Source organism: Glutamicibacter sp. AOP38-B1-38 (assembly GCF_052377485.1).
Taxonomy (GTDB): Bacteria; Actinomycetota; Actinomycetes; order Actinomycetales; family Micrococcaceae; genus Glutamicibacter.
Genome location: NZ_JBQSWU010000026.1, coordinates 26,359 through 45,724, shown reverse-complemented (window position 1 = coordinate 45,724; position 19,366 = coordinate 26,359). Strand labels below are relative to the sequence as shown.

14 protein-coding genes and 1 pseudogene are annotated in these 19,366 nt (G+C 61.0%); 8 read left to right on the top strand and 7 right to left on the bottom strand.

The features are described 5' to 3' along the window. The first annotated feature begins 43 nt into the window (after window positions 1-43). Both ACT3TP_RS14695 and ACT3TP_RS14690 read left to right on the top strand, forming a co-directional pair. Window positions 44-574: a GNAT family N-acetyltransferase gene (locus tag ACT3TP_RS14695; RefSeq protein WP_217990357.1), complete on the top strand. Its 531-nt coding sequence runs from the start codon at window positions 44-46 to the stop codon at window positions 572-574. Between the two features lie 223 nt (window positions 575-797). Then, entirely contained in the window at window positions 798-1,049 is a 252-nt protein-coding gene (locus ACT3TP_RS14690) for a type II toxin-antitoxin system Phd/YefM family antitoxin (RefSeq protein ID WP_096285000.1), read from the top strand. Between the two features lie 246 nt (window positions 1,050-1,295). Here ACT3TP_RS14690 and ndk read toward each other — a convergent pair whose 3' ends face one another. From ndk to ACT3TP_RS14665, 5 genes are all read right to left on the bottom strand, one after another. Beyond that, complete coding sequence (ndk, locus tag ACT3TP_RS14685) at window positions 1,296-1,712, bottom strand: nucleoside-diphosphate kinase (protein WP_096285002.1); 417 nt, start codon at window positions 1,710-1,712, stop codon at window positions 1,296-1,298. Window positions 1,713-1,749: 37 nt separating this feature from the next. Beyond that, complete coding sequence (locus tag ACT3TP_RS14680) at window positions 1,750-2,184, bottom strand: DUF4233 domain-containing protein (protein ID WP_096285004.1); 435 nt, start codon at window positions 2,182-2,184, stop codon at window positions 1,750-1,752. Continuing rightward, complete coding sequence (locus ACT3TP_RS14675) at window positions 2,184-3,539, bottom strand: bifunctional folylpolyglutamate synthase/dihydrofolate synthase (protein ID WP_096285006.1); 1,356 nt, start codon at window positions 3,537-3,539, stop codon at window positions 2,184-2,186. The genes ACT3TP_RS14680 and ACT3TP_RS14675 overlap by 1 nt, the downstream gene beginning before the upstream one ends. Next, complete coding sequence (gene ileS / locus ACT3TP_RS14670) at window positions 3,536-6,775, bottom strand: isoleucine--tRNA ligase (protein ID WP_444620887.1); 3,240 nt, start codon at window positions 6,773-6,775, stop codon at window positions 3,536-3,538. The genes ACT3TP_RS14675 and ileS overlap by 4 nt, the downstream gene beginning before the upstream one ends. Before the next feature lie 270 nt (window positions 6,776-7,045). After that, window positions 7,046-7,432: a hypothetical protein gene (locus ACT3TP_RS14665; protein WP_444620886.1), complete on the bottom strand. Its 387-nt coding sequence runs from the start codon at window positions 7,430-7,432 to the stop codon at window positions 7,046-7,048. 331 nt (window positions 7,433-7,763) lie between these two features. Here ACT3TP_RS14665 and helR point away from each other — a divergent pair, with 331 nt between their 5' ends. Together helR and ACT3TP_RS14655 are read left to right on the top strand one after the other, a co-directional pair. Continuing rightward, complete coding sequence (gene helR, locus ACT3TP_RS14660) at window positions 7,764-9,929, top strand: RNA polymerase recycling motor ATPase HelR (RefSeq protein ID WP_444620885.1); 2,166 nt, start codon at window positions 7,764-7,766, stop codon at window positions 9,927-9,929. 92 nt (window positions 9,930-10,021) lie between these two features. Continuing rightward, window positions 10,022-11,266 (top strand): exonuclease domain-containing protein, encoded by a 1,245-nt coding sequence (locus tag ACT3TP_RS14655; protein WP_444620884.1) that lies wholly within the window; start codon window positions 10,022-10,024, stop codon window positions 11,264-11,266. A 63-nt stretch (window positions 11,267-11,329) separates the two neighbouring features. Here ACT3TP_RS14655 and ACT3TP_RS14650 read toward each other — a convergent pair whose 3' ends face one another. Then, entirely contained in the window at window positions 11,330-12,532 is a 1,203-nt protein-coding gene (locus ACT3TP_RS14650; RefSeq protein ID WP_444620883.1) for a glycerophosphodiester phosphodiesterase family protein, read from the bottom strand. A 232-nt stretch (window positions 12,533-12,764) separates the two neighbouring features. Here ACT3TP_RS14650 and ACT3TP_RS14645 point away from each other — a divergent pair, with 232 nt between their 5' ends. From ACT3TP_RS14645 to ACT3TP_RS14630, 4 genes are all read left to right on the top strand, one after another. Continuing rightward, window positions 12,765-14,045 carry a sensor histidine kinase gene (locus ACT3TP_RS14645; protein WP_096285016.1) on the top strand — a complete coding sequence of 427 codons (1,281 nt, stop codon included), beginning with the start codon at window positions 12,765-12,767 and terminating at the stop codon, window positions 14,043-14,045. Continuing rightward, window positions 14,042-14,659: a response regulator gene (locus ACT3TP_RS14640; protein ID WP_255248390.1), complete on the top strand. Its 618-nt coding sequence runs from the start codon at window positions 14,042-14,044 to the stop codon at window positions 14,657-14,659. The genes ACT3TP_RS14645 and ACT3TP_RS14640 overlap by 4 nt, the downstream gene beginning before the upstream one ends. 96 nt (window positions 14,660-14,755) lie before the next feature. Then, window positions 14,756-16,861, top strand: coding sequence for an MMPL family transporter (locus ACT3TP_RS14635; protein WP_096285020.1), 2,106 nt, complete (start codon window positions 14,756-14,758; stop codon window positions 16,859-16,861). Then, window positions 16,854-17,300, top strand: a complete 447-nt coding sequence (locus ACT3TP_RS14630; RefSeq protein ID WP_096285022.1) for a DUF2871 domain-containing protein — start codon at window positions 16,854-16,856, stop codon at window positions 17,298-17,300. The genes ACT3TP_RS14635 and ACT3TP_RS14630 overlap by 8 nt, the downstream gene beginning before the upstream one ends. Window positions 17,301-17,370: 70 nt before the next feature. On the opposite strand, the pseudogene ACT3TP_RS14625 reads toward ACT3TP_RS14630, so the two are convergent. Continuing rightward, window positions 17,371-18,928, bottom strand: a pseudogene (locus ACT3TP_RS14625) (IS1634 family transposase). Between the last annotated feature and the right edge of the window lie 438 nt (window positions 18,929-19,366).

Genomic DNA, 19,366 nt, shown 5'->3' with positions numbered 1-19,366 from the left:
ATGAGGCCAAGACCTTTTTCTTCCCCTCCAGAAAGGAATTTCGGTGACTTTACCCGATCGAGAAGTGATCGCCACACGCGAGGGGGTGTCGTTGGGGCGATACCGGGCTTCGGATTTCGCAGCGGTCCACGAGTACGCCACGGACCCCATGGTCTACCGATATGCCGAGTGGGGTCCGAATTCCGCAGAGCAGACCCGGCAGTATCTCTTAGAAGCCAGCCTGCCCAACAGCCAAGCGCTGACGTTGGCGGTCCTCGTCGATGAACAGGTGATCGGAGGCGCGGCGGTGTGGAGCACCGATGCGGACCACCGCCGCGGTGAACTGGGCTATAGCCTGAATCGCAAATTCTGGGGTCGCGGCTACGCCACGCTGGCAACGAAGATGCTGCTCGATCTTGGATTTTCTTCCCTGGATCTGCACCGCATCACAGCCACTTGCGCCCCCGAGAATTTGGCCTCCCGACGCGTGCTGGAAAAGGCCGGGTTCGCCTACGAAGGGCATTTGCGCGAGCATAAACTCGTTCGCGATCGACGCCGCGATTCCTTGCTCTTTGCACGGCTTGCTACCGACTGAAGCCGCCACATGATGACGCGCAACATTGCGCTTTCATAGACGGATGTGTTTAATGTGACTCAAGTGAAAGATGTGTATTGAAGTGGCAAGAGCAACTCCTTGAGAATTCTTGCCACTGCCCCGTCGCTCGATCAGCAGGGAGCACGAAGCGCTAGTTCGGGACACACTTCTACTCAAACTCGAAGTGCCGTCAGGCGCTCACCGCGATATTTGGGAGGTACTCATGCTGAATTTCAGCTATGAGGAAGCACTAAAGAATTTCTCGAGTCTTGTCGACAACGTAGTCTCCGAGCATGCTGTCGTCTCCGTTTCCAGGTCCCCGAGAGAATCTGTCGTCATGATCTCCAAAGATGATTATGATTCGATCCGCCAGTCTTCGCTGCGTCCTTCAACGGAAACCTTATGGGGCTCTTCGCCGGCCACCGGTGCGGCCCTGCTGCCGCATGCGCACAACTCCCTCGACGACTGGTTCTAGGGCCCTGCCACGCACTCGGGCCAGCTGCCCAGAGATGCGGCTTATTGATCAGCTACACATAGTGTCCCGCCGGATCCATCGGATAGACTCCACGTCCGCCATGCTCCGCGCCGCCAAGCCCCCTCAGGCTGCTCCACCGATTTGCTGTCCAGCGTTTCCGGAACCGAAAAATCCCCGTAGGGATCCACGTCACTAGTGGATCCCCACGGGGATTTCCTTCTCTCGTGCGAGAGGGACTTGAGCGGTCTACTTACCGAACCAGATGCCGATCTCACGTTCCGCGGACTCGACGGAGTCCGAACCGTGAACCAGGTTCTGCTGAACCTTCAGGCCCCAATCGCGGCCGAAGTCACCGCGGATGGTGCCCGGTGCGGCGGTGGTTGGATCGGTGGTTCCCGCCAGCGAACGGAAACCTGGGATCACGCCGTGGCCTTCGGCAACGATGGCGACGATCGGTCCCGAGAGCATGAACTCAACCAGTGGCTCGTAGAATGGCTTGCCTTCGTGCTCGGCATAGTGTTCGGCGAGCACCTCGCGCGAAGCGTTCAGCTGCTTCAGCTCGGCGATGCTGTAGCCCTTCGCTTCGACGCGGGCAAGGATCTGGCCGGTCAGGCCGCGCTTCACACCGTCTGGCTTGACGAGAATGAGAGTACGTTCGGTCATGTTTCTACCTCTTTGTTCTTTGATACTTTTGGTCTGTTTAAGATTCTACGTTCGGATGAGCGCGGTCCCACTCCTGCTGAGCGGCCGCGCGACGCTTATTCTCCACGTCGATTTCCCCGCCCTTCTTCAGCGCGTACCACCAGCACAGTCCGAAGAAGACCGACAGGTAGAACATGTCCACCAAGATGAACCCGCACAGGAAGAAGACCACCTGCAGGATCCAGCCGATCAGGTATCCTGCCGGTTTGCGGAGCAACGCACAGGTGATGATGCACAGTACCGCCACTGCGGCGCCGAGGCTGAGCACCAGTGCTGGTTCGGCACGCTTGAGCCCGAAGGCGGCCAAGGTGACGAAGATTGCCAGGAACGCCTCGCAGGTCAATACGGTCGAAGCAAACATCACCTTGGTGGAGCGTTGCTTTTTCTTCATCCCCGGGTGCCATTCGCGTTGCGCCCTAGTTAGCTTGGCCATTAGGAGTTCTGCCCTCCCTTGAGCAGTAGTGAGATTTCGCCCACCAGTGTAATCGAACCGGTCACCAGGACGCCGCCGGCCAGGTCATCCCCGGCCTCTGCACGGCCAACGCACCATTCCACGGCGTCTTCAAGATTCTCGGTGACATGCAGGTCTTCTTCGGGCCACCCGGCATCGACTGCCAGGGTGGCCAGCTCCCCCGCGGGAATGGCCCGCGGCGAGGAAGACTGGGTCAGGCACAGGTCATCAACCAGATCGCCGTACTCTTCACGCATGGTGTAGAGCATCGCTTCGGCGTCCTTCTCGCGCAGGATCCCCACCATGAGCACCAGGCGGGAGAACCCGAAGGATTCCTTGATGGCTTCGGCGCTGGCTTTGAGGCCGTCCGTGTTGTGCCCCGCATCGACCAGGACGCTGGGCGCGCTGCGCACCAGTTCCAGGCGGCCCGGGCTGGTCGTTGCGGCGAATCCGTTGCGGACCAGGTCGATATTCAGTTCACGTTCTCCGCCGCCGAGGAAGGCCTCGACCGCTGCCAGCGCCACGACGGCGTTCTGTGCCTGGTGCGCGCCGTAGAGCGGAAGATAAATCTCCTCGTAGCGAGCCGCCTGCCCCTCGATGGCCAATACCTGGCCGCCAACACCCATGGTGCGCTCGATGAGCTTGAAGTCCAGCGATTCGAAAGCCACGGGAACTTCAAGCTCGCGCACCTTGGCGAGCAGCACATCCGCCGCGTCCACCGGCTGGACCGCGGAGACCAGGTAACCGCCGGGCTTGAGGATCCCGATCTTTTCTTCGGCAATCAGTCCCGGGGTATCCCCCAGCAGGTCGGTGTGGTCCAAGGAAATCGGGGTGATCACCGAAACTTCGGCATCGGCCACGTTGGTCGCGTCCGTGATTCCGCCGAGGCCTACCTCCAGCACCACCACCTCCACCGGAACCTCGGCGAAGATCGCGAAGGCCAGGATGGTCACCGCTTCGAAGTAGGTCAACCGGTTTTCGCCCTGCTCGGTCAATTCGGCATCCACCAGGTCCAGGAACGGTGAAATCTCGTCCCAAACGCGGACGAAAGTCTCATCGTCAACGGGTTCCCCATCGATGCTGATCCGTTCGGTGACCTTCACCAGGTGCGGCGAGGAGTAGCGGCCGGTGCGGATATCGTGTGCCTGCAGCAGGGACTCGATCATCCGCGCGGTGGAGGTCTTCCCGTTGGTCCCGGTGATGTGGATGACCGGGGAGGACTTCTGCGGTTCGCCGAGGATCTCCATGGCACGGAACATCGGTTCCATGCGCGGTTCAATCTTATTTTCCGGCGCGCGCGCCAGCAGTTGCGCGTAAACGCGTTCTAGATCGCTCATACGGTGGGCTCCACTTCGATCTTCGCTTCGGCTAGCGCCCCGTTGGCAACTAGGTCCAGCTGGGCGGTTAAGGTTTCGCTGCTCAGCAGTTCGCGGTTCAATTCCAGCGCCGCCACCACCTCGGCGGAGGCGGTGATGACCGTGCGGATACGGTCCGAGACCTGCAGATCCGCTTCCTTGCGGGCGGACTGGATCGCACGGATCATATCGCGGGCGGTGCCCTCGGCGGCCAGCTCGGTGGTGACCTCGGTATCGAGCACCAGGAAGCCTCCGTCGATGACCGCGGCGGCGATTTCGGCTGCCTCATCCACCACGGTGTCCAAGGCGTATTCGCCCTCGGCCAGTTCCAGGCCGCCGGCGGTAACCACACCGTCGGTCACCGACCAGTCACCGGACTTCGCCCCCTTGATGGCCTGCTGCACGGACTTGCCCAGGCGCGGGCCGGCGGCGCGGGCGTTGACCACCAGCTGCTGGCTGATGCCGTAGCTGGCGGTGTCCACGCCTTCGGCGTCGATCAGCGTGACGCTCTTCAGGTTCAGCTCATCCTTGATGATCGAAGCGTAGGTGCCTTCCAGGCGGGCAGCGTCGGTGAGCACCACCTTCAACTCCGCCAGCGGCAGGCGCACGCGCAGGTTCTTCGCCTTGCGCAGCGAGGAGCCCACCGAGCAGATTCTGCGGGTGGTTTCCATGGTTTCGAGCAATTGGGCATCTGCCGGGAAATCCGCGGCCTCTGGCCAATCGGTCAGGTGCACCGAGCGTTTCCCGGTCAGCCCGCGGTAGATCTCCTCGCTGGCCAGCGGCAGCAGCGAGGCGGCGACCTTCACCAGGGTTTCGAGCGCCGTGTACAGGGTGTCGAAGGCCTGGGTGTCTTCTTCGAAGAAGCGCTGGCGGGACCGGCGCACATACCAGTTGGTCAGCGTGTCCATGTAGTGGCGCACCGCTTCGGTGGCTTCCGAGACCTCGTAGCCGTCCAGCGCCTCGGTGACCTCGCGGACCAGTGCCCCGGTGGCGGCCAGCATGTACTGGTCCAGCGGATCGGTGGAGCTGTGCGAGCGCTTCGCCTCGTAGCCGGCCCCGTTGTTCGCGGAGTTGGTGTACAGGTTGAAGAAGTGCCACACGTTCCACAAGGGCAGCAGCACCTGGCGCACGCCGTCACGGATTCCCTGTTCGGTGACAACCAGGTTGCCGCCGCGCAGGATCGGGGAGGACATCAGGAACCAGCGCATGGCGTCGGCGCCGTCGCGGTCCAGGACCTCGGTGACGTTCGGGTAGTTCTGCAGCGACTTGGACATCTTCTGCCCGTCTGAGCCGAGCACGATGCCGTGGGAGATCACGTTCGTGTAGGCGGGGCGGTCGAAGAGCGCGGTGGACAGCACGTGCATGGTGTAGAACCAGCCGCGGGTCTGCCCGATGTACTCCACGATGAAGTCCGCCGGGTGGTGCCCGGAATCAAACCATTCGCTGTTTTCGAAGGGGTAGTGCGCCTGGGCGTAGGGCATCGACCCGGAGTCGAACCAGACATCCAGCACGTCTTCGACGCGGGTGAGGGTGCCGGACTCGGCGCAGCCTTCGTGGGCGCGGGTCAGCTCGTCGATGAATGGGCGGTGCAGATCCGGCTGGCCCTCGTGGTTCAGCGGCAGGCGGCCGAAGAAGTTCTTGATTTCTTCCAGCGAACCGAAGACCTCGCGGTGCGTGCATTCGGCTCCCGAGCATTCCCAGACCGGGATCGGCGAACCCCAGTAGCGGTTGCGCGAGATGGACCAGTCGCGGGCGTTTTCCAGCCACTTGCCGAACTGGCCGTGCTTGACATTGCCCGGGATCCAGTTGATCTGCTCGTTGAGCTCGACCATGCGGTCCTTGATCTTGGTGACTTCCACGTACCACGAGGAGACGGCACGGTAGATCAGCGGGGTGCGGCAACGCCAGCAGTGCGGGTAGGAGTGCTCGTAGGAGGCCTGCTTGACTAGCTTGCCGTCTTCCTTGAGCACATTGGTGATGGTCTTGTTGGCCTCGAAGACCTGCACGCCCGCGATGTCGTTCAGCGGTCCGCCGGCGAACAGCGGCAGGAACTTCGCTCCCTCATCCACCGAGAGGATCACCGGGATGCCGTGCTCTTCGCAGACCTTCTGGTCATCTTCACCGTAGGCCGGGGCCTGGTGCACGATGCCGGTACCGTCGGCGACGGTGACGTAGTCCGCGGTGACGATCTGCCAGGCGTTCTGCGTTTCGTACTTCTCCACGTCGGCGAAGGTGTCCCACAGTGGCGCGTAGCGCACGCCTGCAAGCTCGGAGCCCTGGTAGCTGGCGGTGATGGCGGCGGCCGCTTCCTTCACATCCTTGTAGCCAAGCTCCTTGGCGTAGGAGCCGAGCAGGTCGCGGGCCAGCAGGAACGGCCCGGCTGCCGCGGAGGCTTTCACTCCGGCCTCGCCTGCCGGAACCACCACGTACTCGATGCTTGGGTGAACCGCCAGCGCCGCGTTGGTTGGCAGGGTCCACGGGGTAGTCGTCCAGGCCAGGGCCTGCACACCGGCCAGCGCCTGGGATGCCTCGGTTTCACCGGCAAGAACGGTAAAGCCCACGGTGACGGTCTGGTCCTGGCGGTTCTTATAGACGTCGTCATCCATGCGCAGCTCATGGTTGGACAGCGGGGTCTCGTCCTTCCAGCAGTACGGCAGGACGCGGAAGCCCTGGTAGGTCAGCCCCTTGTCGCTGAGCTGCTTGAAGGCCCAGATGACCGATTCCATGTACTCGACGTTCAGCGTCTTGTAGTCGTTTTCGAAGTCGACCCAGCGTGCCTGGCGGGTGACGTAGTTCTGCCATTCGTCGGCATACTTCATCACCGAGGTGCGGCAGGCGTCATTAAACTTGTCGATGCCCATGGATTCGATCTGCTGCTTGTCGGTCATGCCCAGCTGCTTCATGGCTTCCAGCTCGGCCGGCAGGCCGTGGGTATCCCAGCCGAAGCGGCGTTCGACGCGCTTGCCGCGCTGGGTCTGGTAGCGGGCTACCAGGTCCTTGACGTAGCCGGTGAGCAGGTGTCCGTAGTGCGGCAGGCCATTGGCGAAGGGCGGACCGTCGTAGAAGACGAATTCTTCGCCCTCGCGCTGGTCGATGGAGGCCTGGAAGGTATCATCGTTCTTCCAGTATTCGAGGACGCGCTTCTCAATTTCTGGGAAACGCGGTGAAGCCGGGGTTGAACCGGTCGGGTCGGTGGTGACCTTTGGGTAGAAGCTCATCGAAATGGCCATCCTTCAAGCGTAGGGTCGAAAATCTTGCCTACGAGGACGGCACTTGGCCGCGGTACCACCCCGCTTATCCGCCACCGTGATGCTTGCGCACGATAGTGGCGAACCGCTTCTCATCAGCTGTGACGGGCTGGTCCCGCTTGGTTCTACTAATTCGGAAGCAACAGAGTCATCCCGAGGGTTCTTCCAAGGACTCCCCGGCGATATCCGGATCAACGTCGTATGCTTTCCAGTCTAGCGCGTCTGGCAGGCGCTGAAAACTCAATTCACCGCGATGAAAGCTGGATCACTCTCAACGTCTTCAACGTACCGCTGGATCTGCTTTTCGCCATCGCGCAGCGCGATGCGGTAGAGCAATACGGCCGCGCCGGCACCAAGCAGCAATCGCACCACGGGGTCCAGCTCGGAAAGCAATCCCGAAGCGAGCATCATGAGCACCAGGCAAAGGAGCAGACCCGGTTTCATCGTGATACGCCGCAAGTTCGGCCCTGCCTTGCGCTCGATCGCCAGACGCAGAACTCCAATGACCGCCAAAGAGCCGGCCAGGCCAAACGCCCAAGGCCAACTCAGAGTTCCGGCCTGCCCGGCAATGAACATGATCAGGGCAGTACCCGCCGCGCTTCGTCGAATGTTCAGCTCTTGAGTCATCGGCCGCTTCCGCCCTTGGCATCTGGATAGGACTCCCAGCTAATCAAATTTTGCGATAAACATCAAGGATTAGAGAAACAACCAATAGGTCAATTACGAAAATATGCGTTTCCCCCAAATTTGCGAGCAAGGCGAGCTAGCCGTTCGGAGAAACAAGAGGCGGAGCATCGAAAGCAGGTTGAGCCAGGGCCGCAATGCCCAGTGAAAGTGGAACATCAATTGTCCCTACATTTTCAGAATATAGCCTGCAGGGGGCCTTGCCGCAAGACCCCCTGCAAGGCTCACAATAGGTACTTGTCCCCCACCGCTTTCGCAGCAAAAGACCGGAGCAATGACTATGCGCACCGATCCGATTCACGGCTATTTCCACCTATCCGAGCCTATGGAGAACCAGCAAATAATCGAGCAAATTTTTGAAGATCAGCATCAGCTTCGCCGCATCGCTCAGCGCCTGGATGCGCAGCGTCAGGAAGCAGCTCAGCGCATCGCCTCGCGCGGTCAAGACAGCGCCGGAAACCTGCAGCAGTCCCTGGAACGCGATGTTGACTTGCACCAGCTAGCCCGCAGGCTGCACACGCTCGAACGCTTAGGCCCAGAGGCATGCTTGGGGTTCATGGTTGAGGCAACTACCGGACGGCGCACTTACGTAGGAAGAGTCGGACTCTCCGATGAAAACTCCGCGCAATTGCTGGTGGACTGGCGTGCGCCGGCCGCGGAACCATTCTTCGCTGCCACGCACGCTCATCCGATGAATCTCTCCAGCAGGCGGCGCTATCGTTGGCGCCAAGGGGCCATAATCGACTTCTGGGATGAGGTCTTCGACTTGGCGCAGCTCACCGCGAGCCCCTCCTTGGACGAACATTCCGCATTCCTGGCCTCTCTCGGTGCCAACCGGATTGGAAAAATGCAGGATGTGCTCTCAACCATCCAGGCGGATCAGGACGCCATCATCCGTTCCTCTGCCAAGGGAGCACTAGTGGTGGACGGCGGACCCGGAACCGGCAAGACCGTCGTTGCGCTGCACCGCGCCGCCTACCTATTGCATGCCGACGCGCAGCTGCAAGGCCGTGGCGGTCGCGTGCTGGTGCTCGGCCCGCACAATGCCTACACCGCCTATGTCTCGGATATCCTGCCAAACCTGGGCGAGGAAGACGTGCTCATTTCCACCTTGCAGGCAATGGTCCCCGAAATTCGCGCGGCGCAACCCGAGGCCTCCAGCGAGGTAGCGACGCTGAAGACCTCGGGAGCCATGCTGGCTGCCCTGCGCCGGGCGGTGAGCGTATTCGAGCAACCGCCAGCCCAAGACCTGCTCGTCGAGACCCGGTGGGCCGATCTGCGGTTGACGGTGCGGCACTGGGAGCATGCCTTCGCGGCGGTCGAGCCGGGTACCAACCACAACGAGTCCCGGCTGCAGATTCGAGAGGCGCTCGAAGAAATCCTGCTCGAACAGCTTCCCGAAGGCTGCGCAGCCGAGGAGCAAGTCCGCAGGGAACTGGCCCAGAACGTCCAGTTGGCACAAGCCTTCGAAGCGCACTGGCCGCTATTGGATCCGGCAAAACTGCTGAGCGCGCTGTACTCCATCCCGGCGCTGCTGCGCTACAGCGCACCGTGGCTCACCAATGAGCAATCCGAACTCTTGTTCCGCAAGGACCCGAGCGCATTCACCGTCGAAGACGGGCCGCTGCTGGATGCCGCGCGTTTTCTGGTGGGCGATCCGGAGCTTGAGGCGGCGGCGCGTCGACGCGAGGCCCGGCTGGCCGCCGAACGGGACCTGATGAGCCAGGTTATCGATGATCTGATTTCTGCCGCAGACGATATGGAAGATCTGTCCTCTCAGTTGCGCCATGCGGACCTTCAAGACACCTTGATTCGCCAGCGCACCGAAGCCGACCCGTCCCCCGACGCCTTGGCCGGGCCTTTCGCGCATATCATCATCGATGAGGCGCAGGATCTCACCGAAGCGCAGTGGGCCATGGTGCTGCGGCGCTGCCCTTCCGGGAGCCTGACGATCGTCGGCGACCGAGCCCAAGCCGCTGGCGGATTCACCGAATCGTGGGAACAGCGTCTGGCGCACGCGGGCATTTCCCGTTGCCGTGTTGCCTCGCTAAGCGTGAACTACCGCACCACCGAACAGATCATGGACGCAGCCGAATCGGCGATTCGTGAGCAGCTGCCAGATGCAAACGTGCCCTCCTCGATCCGGACCGATGGTGCGGCGGTCATTTACGCCAGGCCTGAACGGCAACAGGACCTTGTGCGCCAGTGGCAAGACGAACACCCGCTCGGGGTCGGCGTGGTCATTGGCGACCCGAGCTTCAACGGCACGGACCGGATCCGCGCGTTGAGCCCGGAACAAGCGAAGGGACTTGAATTCGACCTGGTGGTCCTGAACCGTCCGGAAAATTTCGGCCCGGGAATTTCCGGAGCAGTGCACAGGTACATTGCGATGACCCGTGCCACCGCTCAATTGGTCATCCTCACCGACCAGCCGGGCTAGCGAGCCCGTGGTTGGCCGGGGCAGCCTGCACTAGCATTCCCTCCATGTCTCCGGCTAGTTTGAAAGCAGGACACAAAATTTAGGGGCGGGAAATGGATCGCGGGCTTTTCGCGGTTATAGACACGGAAACCACCGGGCTTTTTCCCGGTGCGCACGACCGAATCGCCGAGATTGCGGTGCTGAGAATGGATCGCCAAGGACAGATCGTTGACCGTTGGGAAACACTGGTCAATCCCGGACGTGACCTTGGCAAGCAAAGCATCCATGGAATTCAGGCCCGCGACGTGCTGCAGGCTCCCAGCTTTGAGCAGATTGCCGACGAGTTGGAGTGGCGGCTTTCGGGCACCGTGGCGGTCGCCCACAATTTGTCCTTCGACGCGCGATTCCTCGAAGCAGAGTTTGCCCGAGCAGGGCGCTCGCTTCCAGACTTCTACTTGCCCCGGGGACTGTGCACCATGCGCATGTCCCACCAGTTCCTGCAAGGCGCCGGACGATCCCTGCAAGACTGCTGCGACTCCTTTGGCATTACCTTGCAGCAGGCGCACAGCGCCGCGGGTGATGCCGAAGCAACGGCGGTATTGCTCTCACGGTACCTGGAGCTAGAGCCAACGCTGCCCGACTGGGACCAGTGCTTGGAGCAAGCCGCCGGCGCAAGATGGCGGACGCAGGCTCCGGAAGTCCTGCTCGCCCCGGCGAAGCGAAGCGTCGGCGATAGCGCTTCGGCGGAGCACTTTTTAGAGCGCTTGGTCCAGCGCCTGCCCGAAATGACCGGTGCGGAGCAATTCGACGACTATTTTGCCGTGCTGGATCAAGCGCTGATCGACCGCTACCTCTCGGCCCATGAGCAGGCGCAACTTATTGAGCTGGCAGGCTCCTTGGGAATCGATCGGGCTCGGGCGGTGGAACTACACCTGGATTACTTCGCTTCATTGGCGACTGCGGCCTGGCATGACGGGGTGCTCACCGGTGCCGAACGCTCGGATCTGCAACAGGTAGCCAAACTGCTGGGCATCGGCCAAGCCACGCTAGAGCAGGCGTTGCTCCCTCCGGCCCGCGGTGATTCGGTGGCCACCGTGCAAGGTCCCGGTGCGATTCACAAGCGATTGGAACCCGGGAGCCTCATTGTGTTGACCGGCGAGATGAGCCGTCCGCGCGTGGAGATGGAATCCCTATTAACCCAAGCTGGTTACAAGCTGCACCCAGCGGTGACGAAGAAAGTCGGCATGCTGGTGGCAGCCGACCCGGATTCGCTATCCGGCAAGGCGCGCAAGGCACGCCACTATGGACTTCCGGTAGTCGGCGAACAGTATCTCTGGGACCACGTGCTCAATTGCTAAACGGCGCTGTTCCCCGGGCGGAGCATGCCTCCTGCGCGGCCCGGGGAACAGCCACTCCCGGAATTAGTTGGAGAAGGTATCGGCCAGCTTGCCGTCCGCGGTCCACAGGGCCAGCGAATCGCCACCGTTGTTCAGCACGTTAGCGGTGCCACCGTTATAGTAGGCGTCCTCAGCGTTGGTGCCCGGACCGGTGTACACGCGCAGCTCCTCGCCTGGTTCCAGCAAGTATCCCTGACCAACCGGCAACAGGTTGTTTCCAGCATCTCGAACGAGGTAGCCGGAGACGTCGATGGTGCGCTTGCCGGTGTTGCTCAGTACCACATGCTCGCCGGTCTCGGCCTGGAGATCATTGCCCGGAACGTCGTTGACCGAATCGCCGATGACCACGCCGTTATTCGATGGGAAAATCTTCTGCCCCTTCAAATGACGCTGAATCTGCCGGGGGAAATCACCGGTCAGGCGTTCCACGCCCAGATCCAACGAAGCCTGCGCGGCTTCGGCAGAGTTCACCGTATACACGCCCAAGCCCAGACCCGCAGCCTTCACACGCTGCGCGCCGGCTTCATCCAGGGTGCGGTAGTTGGTTCCGAAGGAATCGGCGAAAGCGGAAATTTCTGCCAATTCGGATTCGCTTGGAACGGTTCCGACCAGCTGCTGCAAGGGAACCTCCGGAGCGATTTCTGCGAACTTCTTGTTCGACGTCGCATCGAAGCTGAGCACCTCGATCTTTCCGGCGTCTTCCAATGCGCTCCACTGCGGATCGGTGGCCAGGTAATCGGCGACCACTTGCTCGACCCCGGGAGAATTAGCTGGCGACTTGATCTCGATAAACACACCGGTTTCGCCGTTCAGCGCATCTGCAACCGCGTCGAAGTGCGGGATTCCTTCGCCGGTGAACTCCGCGGAGAAGTATGAACCCGCGTCCAGCTGCTGCAGCTCAGCCCAGGTGAAGGAGGTGATTGGGTCAGCTTCGCGGCCGGGGAAGACCTCGGCCACATTGGTGGTGCGGGCGGGGGTATTGTCGTGGAAGATGAACGGAACCCCGTCGGCGGAGAGCTGGATATCGATCTCAACGAATTGGGCACCTGAACGGCTGCCGGCGTCGATCGCTGCAAGGGTGTTTTCCGGGGCCACCCCGGCGGCGCCACGGTGGCCGATCAAGATAGTCTCGTCCTGATCACCCTTGGGCGCTGCCATGGCCGGGCTGAGTGCAGTTGTGGCTAAGCAGGCGGCCAACGCGCCTACTGCGAGGGAACGTAGTTTCATCTCAGATATCTCCTTAGTTTTCTCAACGGGACTTCTGCCACGATCCCTGATGGAAACCACGCGCTGCCAAACGCGGTATGAATCGGAACTAAAGAACTGATCGAGCCCGAATCGAGCGCTGGCGTCCGCGGAATCAACATCGCGCCTTAAGCCCGCGTGGCCCTGCGTTTAGATAGAGTCAAAGACATGAATTCTTGTGCAAGGCAGATGTTGTCGAGACGGTGGGCCAACTATGGACACCGCTGAAGGCACCGCAACTTCGGCATTGGGCAGGGGGAAATCTTCGGAAAGGATCTCCAAGCAACGCGTCCTCTCGGTGCGCGCGCTGCGTTGGGGCCAGCACCTGATCACCGCGGTGCTCCTGCTCGTCGCACTGCTGCGAGCCATCTCCAGTCCAACCTCCGGCACCTGGCTGTCCATCGCAGCGAGCACGCTCTTCGGCCTGTGGTATCTTTTCGGGTTTGTCGTATTGCGGTCCAAGGGAAGCACGAGGCTCCCCGGATACTGGTTGGCGGTCCTGTTGGCCATCTGGGCTTTAGGCATGGTGGCCTCACCGGAATTCATGTGGCTGGCGTTCAGCCTCTGGCTGCTCATCGGGCACCAGCTGGCCCTGGGGCTCTCTGTGCTGTGGTCGGCTGCGGTTTACGTGGTGACGGTCGTAGCCCCGTTCCTCCATCAGGGGCAAACCACGGCTTCTGGAATTGTCGGCCCGCTAGTCGGCGGAACCTTCGCCTGGGGCATCTCGCGCGGTTACCTGCAGCTGGAAAACGACATCGCCGAGCGCAACGAACTGGTCTCCTCACTGCTGCGCGCCCATCAGGAAATGGCGGACCTCCAAGAAGAGCTGGCCCGCTCCCAGCATGAAGCCGGCGCCCTAGCCGAACGCACCCGCGTAGCCCGCGAAATCCACGACACCATAGCCCAGCAGCTCTCCTCCATCGGCCTCCACGCGAAGGCCGCCCTGGATTCCCAACAAGCCCCGCAGGCTTTCCAGGCCCTGGACCGGATCGAGGCGCTCTCCGGGCAAGGGCTCACCGACCTGCGTAGAATCATTACCGCGATGTCGCCCAGCGAACTCGATGCGCATGCCCTGGCCGGGGCCTTGCGGCGCATGCTGGTAGATTTCGAAAAGGACAGCTCGGTATCCAGCGAACTGCGCGTAGATGCCGAACTCCCCGTACTGGATCCGGGCATACAGGTGGCGCTGCTGCGCACCGCTCAGTCCGCGCTCGCCAACGTACGCCGGCATGCGAAAGCCGCTAAAACCGTCGTTTCGCTAGTCGACACGGGAGACGCCATCAGACTCGATATCGTTGATGATGGCATTGGATTCAACCTGAGCAACTGGCAATCCACCCTCGGCAAGAACCTCGAATCCGGAGGATTCGGACTGCCCGCCATGCGCCAACGGCTACGCGAACTAGGTGGCGGGCTGGACATTGAAAGCACCTTGGGCGAAGGCACGGCACTGTCGGCCTACGTCCCATTGAAGAACCCGGAGGCGGGCAATTGATTAATCTGATGCTGGTTGACGACCATCCGATCGTGCGCACCGGGCTGCGCGCGCTATTCGCGAACTACGACGAAATTACCGTACGTTGCGAGGCAGGCAGTGGAGAAGAAGCGGTCGGCTTGGCCACCAAAAATCCGGTGGACGTCGTGTTGTGCGACCTCCGTCTGGGTGAGGGAATGAACGGCGTCGCGACCACCGCTGCCTTGCGTGCACTGCCCAATCCGCCACAGGTGATCATCTTGACCACCTTCGACAAAGATGCCGAGATCCTGCAGTGCATCGAAGCCGGAGCCGCGGGGTATCTGCTCAAGGACGTCGCCGCGCAAACCATCATCGACTCGGTACGCCAAGCGGCAGCCGGATACACGGTACTGGCTCCCGAGATGGCTCAACGCGTCGTTGCCGGTCTGCGTAAACCAAAAATTACCTTGACCAGCAGGGAAACAGAAGTGCTCAAGCATCTGGCCACCGGTTCGAGCAACCGCGAAATTGCGCGTACGCTCTTCGTTTCCGAAGCGACGGTGAAGACCCATTTGGTGCATATTTTCGACAAGCTCCAGGCCCCTACGCGCACCGCGGCGGTGCAGGCCGCACGCAATCACGGACTAATTTAGCAACCCGCAACCTCCTGCGGTATCAACCGAACGGTTGACAAGCAGTTCGAACGCTTCCACGATTCGCCAGACCCATATTTGGCATTGACTAGAAGTATGAAACATCCAGTCCTCAGTTCGCTAGCGAACTCGCTCAGCTCACGGCGCGGTGCGCGCCTGTGGTTGCTCGGAGCGCTCGCAGCCATCCTCGCAGTTTTCGGTTTGCTCAGCTCCGCGCCGGCAGCCGAACGCAGCACCAGCACGCTGGTCACCGGCTCCGATTCGGCCCAGGTAGAAAAGCTTCTGGAAGAGATTCCCGACTCCGGAAAGGAATCCGCGTTGCTCGTCGCCGGCCACGGCGATCAGCACAAGCTCAGCAGCAACGACCTCAAGGGCCTCGAGACAATCTCGGGCCAACTGACCACCGCGCTTCCCGTGGAGATCTCCCAGCCGCTGCCCAGCGAAGACGGCCGGCTCTCCTTGCTCACAGCTTCCTGGGAGAGCGCGGGAACCGACGCCGATCGGCAGCTCGTTGCCGAGCTGCGCGAACAGATCAGCGCACACAATCATTCGGGATTCTTGATCGAGGTCTCCGGCGCTCCAGCATTCGGGCTCGACCTGTCGGCCACCTTCGCCGGAGCCGACTTCACGCTACTTGCGGTGACCATCGGCATCGTTGCGGTGCTGCTGATCCTGACCTACCGCTCCCCGGTTCTCTGGCTGATTCCACTGATCGTGGTGGCCATGGCCGACCGCAGCGCGAGTCTCATTGCCAACGCACTGAGCCAGCCATTGAATCTGCACTTCGACTCTGGTGTACTGAGCGTCTTGGTCTTTGGCGCCGGCACCAACTATGCCCTGCTGCTGATTTCGCGCTACCGCGATGAACTGCATCAGCATGCCGATCACCGTGCGGCGCTTGCGAGCGCCTGGCGCAATAGCTTCGAAGCGATTGCCTCCTCGAACCTGACCGTGGTTTTCGCCCTGGCGTCGTTGGCACTGGCGGTTATGGATGACACGCGCGGATTGGGAATTGCCTGCGCCGCCGGGCTGCTGGTGGCCGCCGCGTTCAACCTGTTCGTACTCACCCCGCTGCTGGCGCTCTGTGGCCGGAAGGTGTTCTGGCCGTTGATCCCTCGACCGGATCAGGCTGCGGCAAAGCGCTCCCTATGGGGCAAGGCCGCCGCCGCGGTCATCAAGCGTCCGGTAGTGAACCTGTCGGCACTGGTCTTGATCTTGGTGGTCCTCGCTTCGGCGCTCGGGGCAACCAACGTGGGATTGCGCCAGACCGAGCAGTTCCGGAGCGCCACCGAATCCTCTTCCGCCACCGAACGGCTCGCCGAGCACTTCCCGATCGGTGAAACCGCCCCGATCACGGTACTGGCAGAACCTGGTACCGGAGAAGCGGTCACCGCGGTAGCCGGAAATTTGCCAGGCGTGGAGCGCGCCACCCTGCTGCCCGCGCTACCGGATTCCGGGCTCGAACGCTTGATGGTTGTCGGCAACAGCGAATCCGGCTCTCCCCAGAGCTTTGAACTGATCGAGTCGCTGCGCAACGAATTGAATCAGGTTTCCGGCGCCGAGGCGTTGGTCGGCGGATCCATTGCCGAAGCCTATGACGCGCACCAAAGCCACCTTCGTGACTTCGCGGTCATCGCTCCGCTGATCGTGCTTGTGTGCCTGGCGATGCTCTGGGTAGTTACCGGCAAATTCCGCACAGCGCTGGTGTTGTCGCTGACTAACTTGCTCAGCGCTGCGGCCGCGGTTGGCTTGGGTTCCTTGCTCGGTTCCATGGTCTTCGACACGGCCGCCTTGGATGTCCAGGTGCCGCTGCTGGCCTTCGTCTTCCTGGTCGCGCTGGGTGTTGACTACACGATCTTCTTGACCCAACGCGTCAAGCAAGATGCGGCCCGGCTGCCACTGGATGAAGCGATCGTCAACGCAACGAGCCGGACCGGCGCCGTGATCACCAGTGCTGGCGTGGTCTTGGCCGGCGTTTTCGCCGCCCTGTCCAGTCTGCCCCTGATGGTTCTTGGCCAGCTTGGCCTCATCGTTGGCCTCGGGGTTCTGTTGGACACCTTCGTGGTGCGAACCTTGCTCCTGCCGGCGCTGTTCATCTTGCTGGGCCGCGCCAAGTCGCCGGTCTTCGGATACCGCGGCACCAGCATTACCCCCGAAAATTCTTCGAATGCCGAACTCATTGAAAGTGAAACCCATGCGTAAGCTCATCAACATCGCCTTTGCCTACATGCTCGTAGGCGTTGCTTCCGGACTCTTCTACCGCGAATTCACCAAGATCAATGAATTCCCCGAAGGCGGCTGGACGCAGCTGTCGGTGGTTCACACCCACTTGCTGGTCCTTGGATTCATCGTCACCTTGCTGGTCCTGCTGCTGGAGAAGGCCTTCAACCTCAGTGCCCACCGCAAGCTGTATGCCTGGTTCCTTGGCATCTACAACGCCGGAGTAATCCTGACCGCAGGAATGCAGGTCACCCACGGCATGCTCACCGTGCTGGGCCTTGAATCATCCAAGATGATCTCCGGCATCGCCGGGCTTGGACACATGGCCCTGACCGCAGGAATGATCTTGCTGTTCGTCATGCTTCGCCGCAGCGTTCCGGCAGGCGCCGGGGCTGAGCCGGTCGAAAAGATCACCGCCTAAAGGTAGTCTGTGCAAGGACTGGAGCTCATGGGAGGGGCAATTTTCCCTTCCCTGAGTCGTGCCAAATTCCTTAGTAACCACCACGAAGTCTGGAAAGTACTTCTCCCACCCCTTCCGTAATCTGCGCAACGAAGGTCACCACTTGCCCATTGATCAGCACCTTCGCTGATCGGACAGCCTTCAGATCGGTGATCAGCCGCTTTAACGGCAATCCGGTCAGTTTCTGCAGATGCCGACCGATAGCCAGTGCAGCGAATACCACGGTCAAATGCGCGTCAAGGGAATCCACTTCACGGTGGAAGATCGGCCTGGCACGCAGGTCTGATTTCGTCATCCTAAAAGACGCTTTAACCTGCCACAGGTCGTGATAAGCACTAATCACTTTGGTGGCAGGCACAGCTTCGATTGGCAGATTCGTGACGTAGCCTTTGAGTCCGGCCAGCATCCTGGCTCGTTCGATGATCTTCTCGTTCAGCTCTTTCTCGGCTCCAGTCACTTTCAGGAACCGCATCTTCTTCAACAGGGACTTCCCCTCGGCCACCGCTAGAGCCTTGCGTTCCATGAGGTTAATATTGCGGTTGTCCCTGGCCAAGCGTTTGGCCGACCGCTGGTACACCACCCTGAGTTCCCAGGCATTTTTCCCGGTACCCATCAGGCGGGTGGATTCGAGTACCTCCCCATTGGTGAACCTGTTGCCTTTGGCATCAAAATATTCTTGAAAGTCGTAAGGTGCCTTGGTAAGCCGGGAGCCGACAATGAACGTGAACCCGGCATCCTCGATCACGTTCAGGTTGTTGGCCGAGAGCATCCCGGCGTCGGCCACGACCACCAGGTCGGTGATGCCGTGGCGTTCCTGGAACGCTTCGAGCACGAGGATGATCGCGGTGGTTTCGGCCTTGTTCCCTTCGAACATAAGCAGTTCCAGCGGGAACCCTGCCGGGTCGACGAGCAGTCCGACCTGGATTTGCGGGTCGACGCGGCGTTCCTTGCTCATGCCGACCTTTGCGCAGTTTTTCTTCGGCTTTCGCTTCAAAAATGAAGTGTGGCTACGTCGTACATGACTAAAGAAGCCAGTCCGGCGGTTGCCGGTCGGCAGGCGCCAGGGCTTTGGCCAGCAGGTCGCGGTAGTCCTTGTCGATGCAGGTGCCCAAGCTGCGGAACAACGTGCGCAAGGAAAGATGGGGTGCATCAACCTGCTTGAGGACACGAATGCTCTGTGCCTTCGAGGTCGGCTCGATCAGCCGCGCCAGCACCATGGCTTTGAACGCCGGAGCGTCTAGGATGCTGAACCCGAGCCGGTCGCAAGCTGCTTCAAAAATCTCCCAGAGGACAGTGGCTGGGGCGCTGCGTGGTCGGCCTACGGAGCGTGTTTCTTCAGGAAGCTATTGCACGGTCCAGTTCGGGATATCGCCTATGGTCACGGGCTCTTGCTCTACGCTGAAATCGAGGGTGTCCGGGCCGGGAAGCAGCCGATCTTTCGCTGTTGCCAGTAGGGCCGCAAGGTCTTGGTCGGTGTTCGCAGAGCCCAGGTGTTCAACGCCGGTCATGGTCCGGCCATTTTTCACCACGGTTTGCACTGCAACCACGCCGGACGCGGTGCGAACTTTGCGAATGAATCGTGATTCCATGCTCTTTAGCGTACCGAAACACGGATTTTTAGTAACCACATCAGCACCACTTGGATGCTAAATCCTCAAGTCAGAACCTATTTCGATTTTCAGATCCCGAATCATGGCACGAAACACGTCCGAAGCATGCGGACGCCAAGGGGTTACCGCGCGCGTACCTTGCATCGATTCTGTTCTGGACAGCGAACGTGGACACAATGTCATTGGCCGGTACCGGTTGTCTCTGGTTGACTGGCCTGACAACCCAGATGATCGACTGCCCTCGTCGGGGCAGAAGATCCGCCCTCTGGAAAGATGTCGTCAAAGAGTTTCATGAAGTTTTCACCGCGGCTCCTGATGCACGGCAAGAAGTGGGCCATGCAGCCCTGCTGGCCTTAGGCGAAAGATATCGCCTCGGTTAGCTCTCTACGGAGGTTGCAAACGGAGGGCTGATGAGTC

Bases quoted from the DNA above. Each gene is read 5' to 3' on its own strand.
- helR (WP_444620885.1), top strand. From the start codon at position 7,764: ATGACTATGCGCACCGATCCGATTCACGGCTATTTCCACCTATCCGAG.
- ACT3TP_RS14680 (WP_096285004.1), bottom strand. From the start codon at position 2,184: ATGGCCAAGCTAACTAGGGCGCAACGCGAATGGCACCCGGGGATGAAG.
- ACT3TP_RS14690 (WP_096285000.1), top strand. From the start codon at position 798: ATGCTGAATTTCAGCTATGAGGAAGCACTAAAGAATTTCTCGAGTCTT.
- ACT3TP_RS14630 (WP_096285022.1), top strand. From the start codon at position 16,854: ATGCGTAAGCTCATCAACATCGCCTTTGCCTACATGCTCGTAGGCGTT.
- ACT3TP_RS14675 (WP_096285006.1), bottom strand. From the start codon at position 3,539: ATGAGCGATCTAGAACGCGTTTACGCGCAACTGCTGGCGCGCGCGCCG.
- ACT3TP_RS14650 (WP_444620883.1), bottom strand. From the start codon at position 12,532: ATGAAACTACGTTCCCTCGCAGTAGGCGCGTTGGCCGCCTGCTTAGCC.
- ndk (WP_096285002.1), bottom strand. From the start codon at position 1,712: ATGACCGAACGTACTCTCATTCTCGTCAAGCCAGACGGTGTGAAGCGC.
- ileS (WP_444620887.1), bottom strand. From the start codon at position 6,775: ATGAGCTTCTACCCAAAGGTCACCACCGACCCGACCGGTTCAACCCCG.
- ACT3TP_RS14635 (WP_096285020.1), top strand. From the start codon at position 14,756: ATGAAACATCCAGTCCTCAGTTCGCTAGCGAACTCGCTCAGCTCACGG.
- ACT3TP_RS14645 (WP_096285016.1), top strand. From the start codon at position 12,765: ATGGACACCGCTGAAGGCACCGCAACTTCGGCATTGGGCAGGGGGAAA.
- ACT3TP_RS14655 (WP_444620884.1), top strand. From the start codon at position 10,022: ATGGATCGCGGGCTTTTCGCGGTTATAGACACGGAAACCACCGGGCTT.
- ACT3TP_RS14665 (WP_444620886.1), bottom strand. From the start codon at position 7,432: ATGACTCAAGAGCTGAACATTCGACGAAGCGCGGCGGGTACTGCCCTG.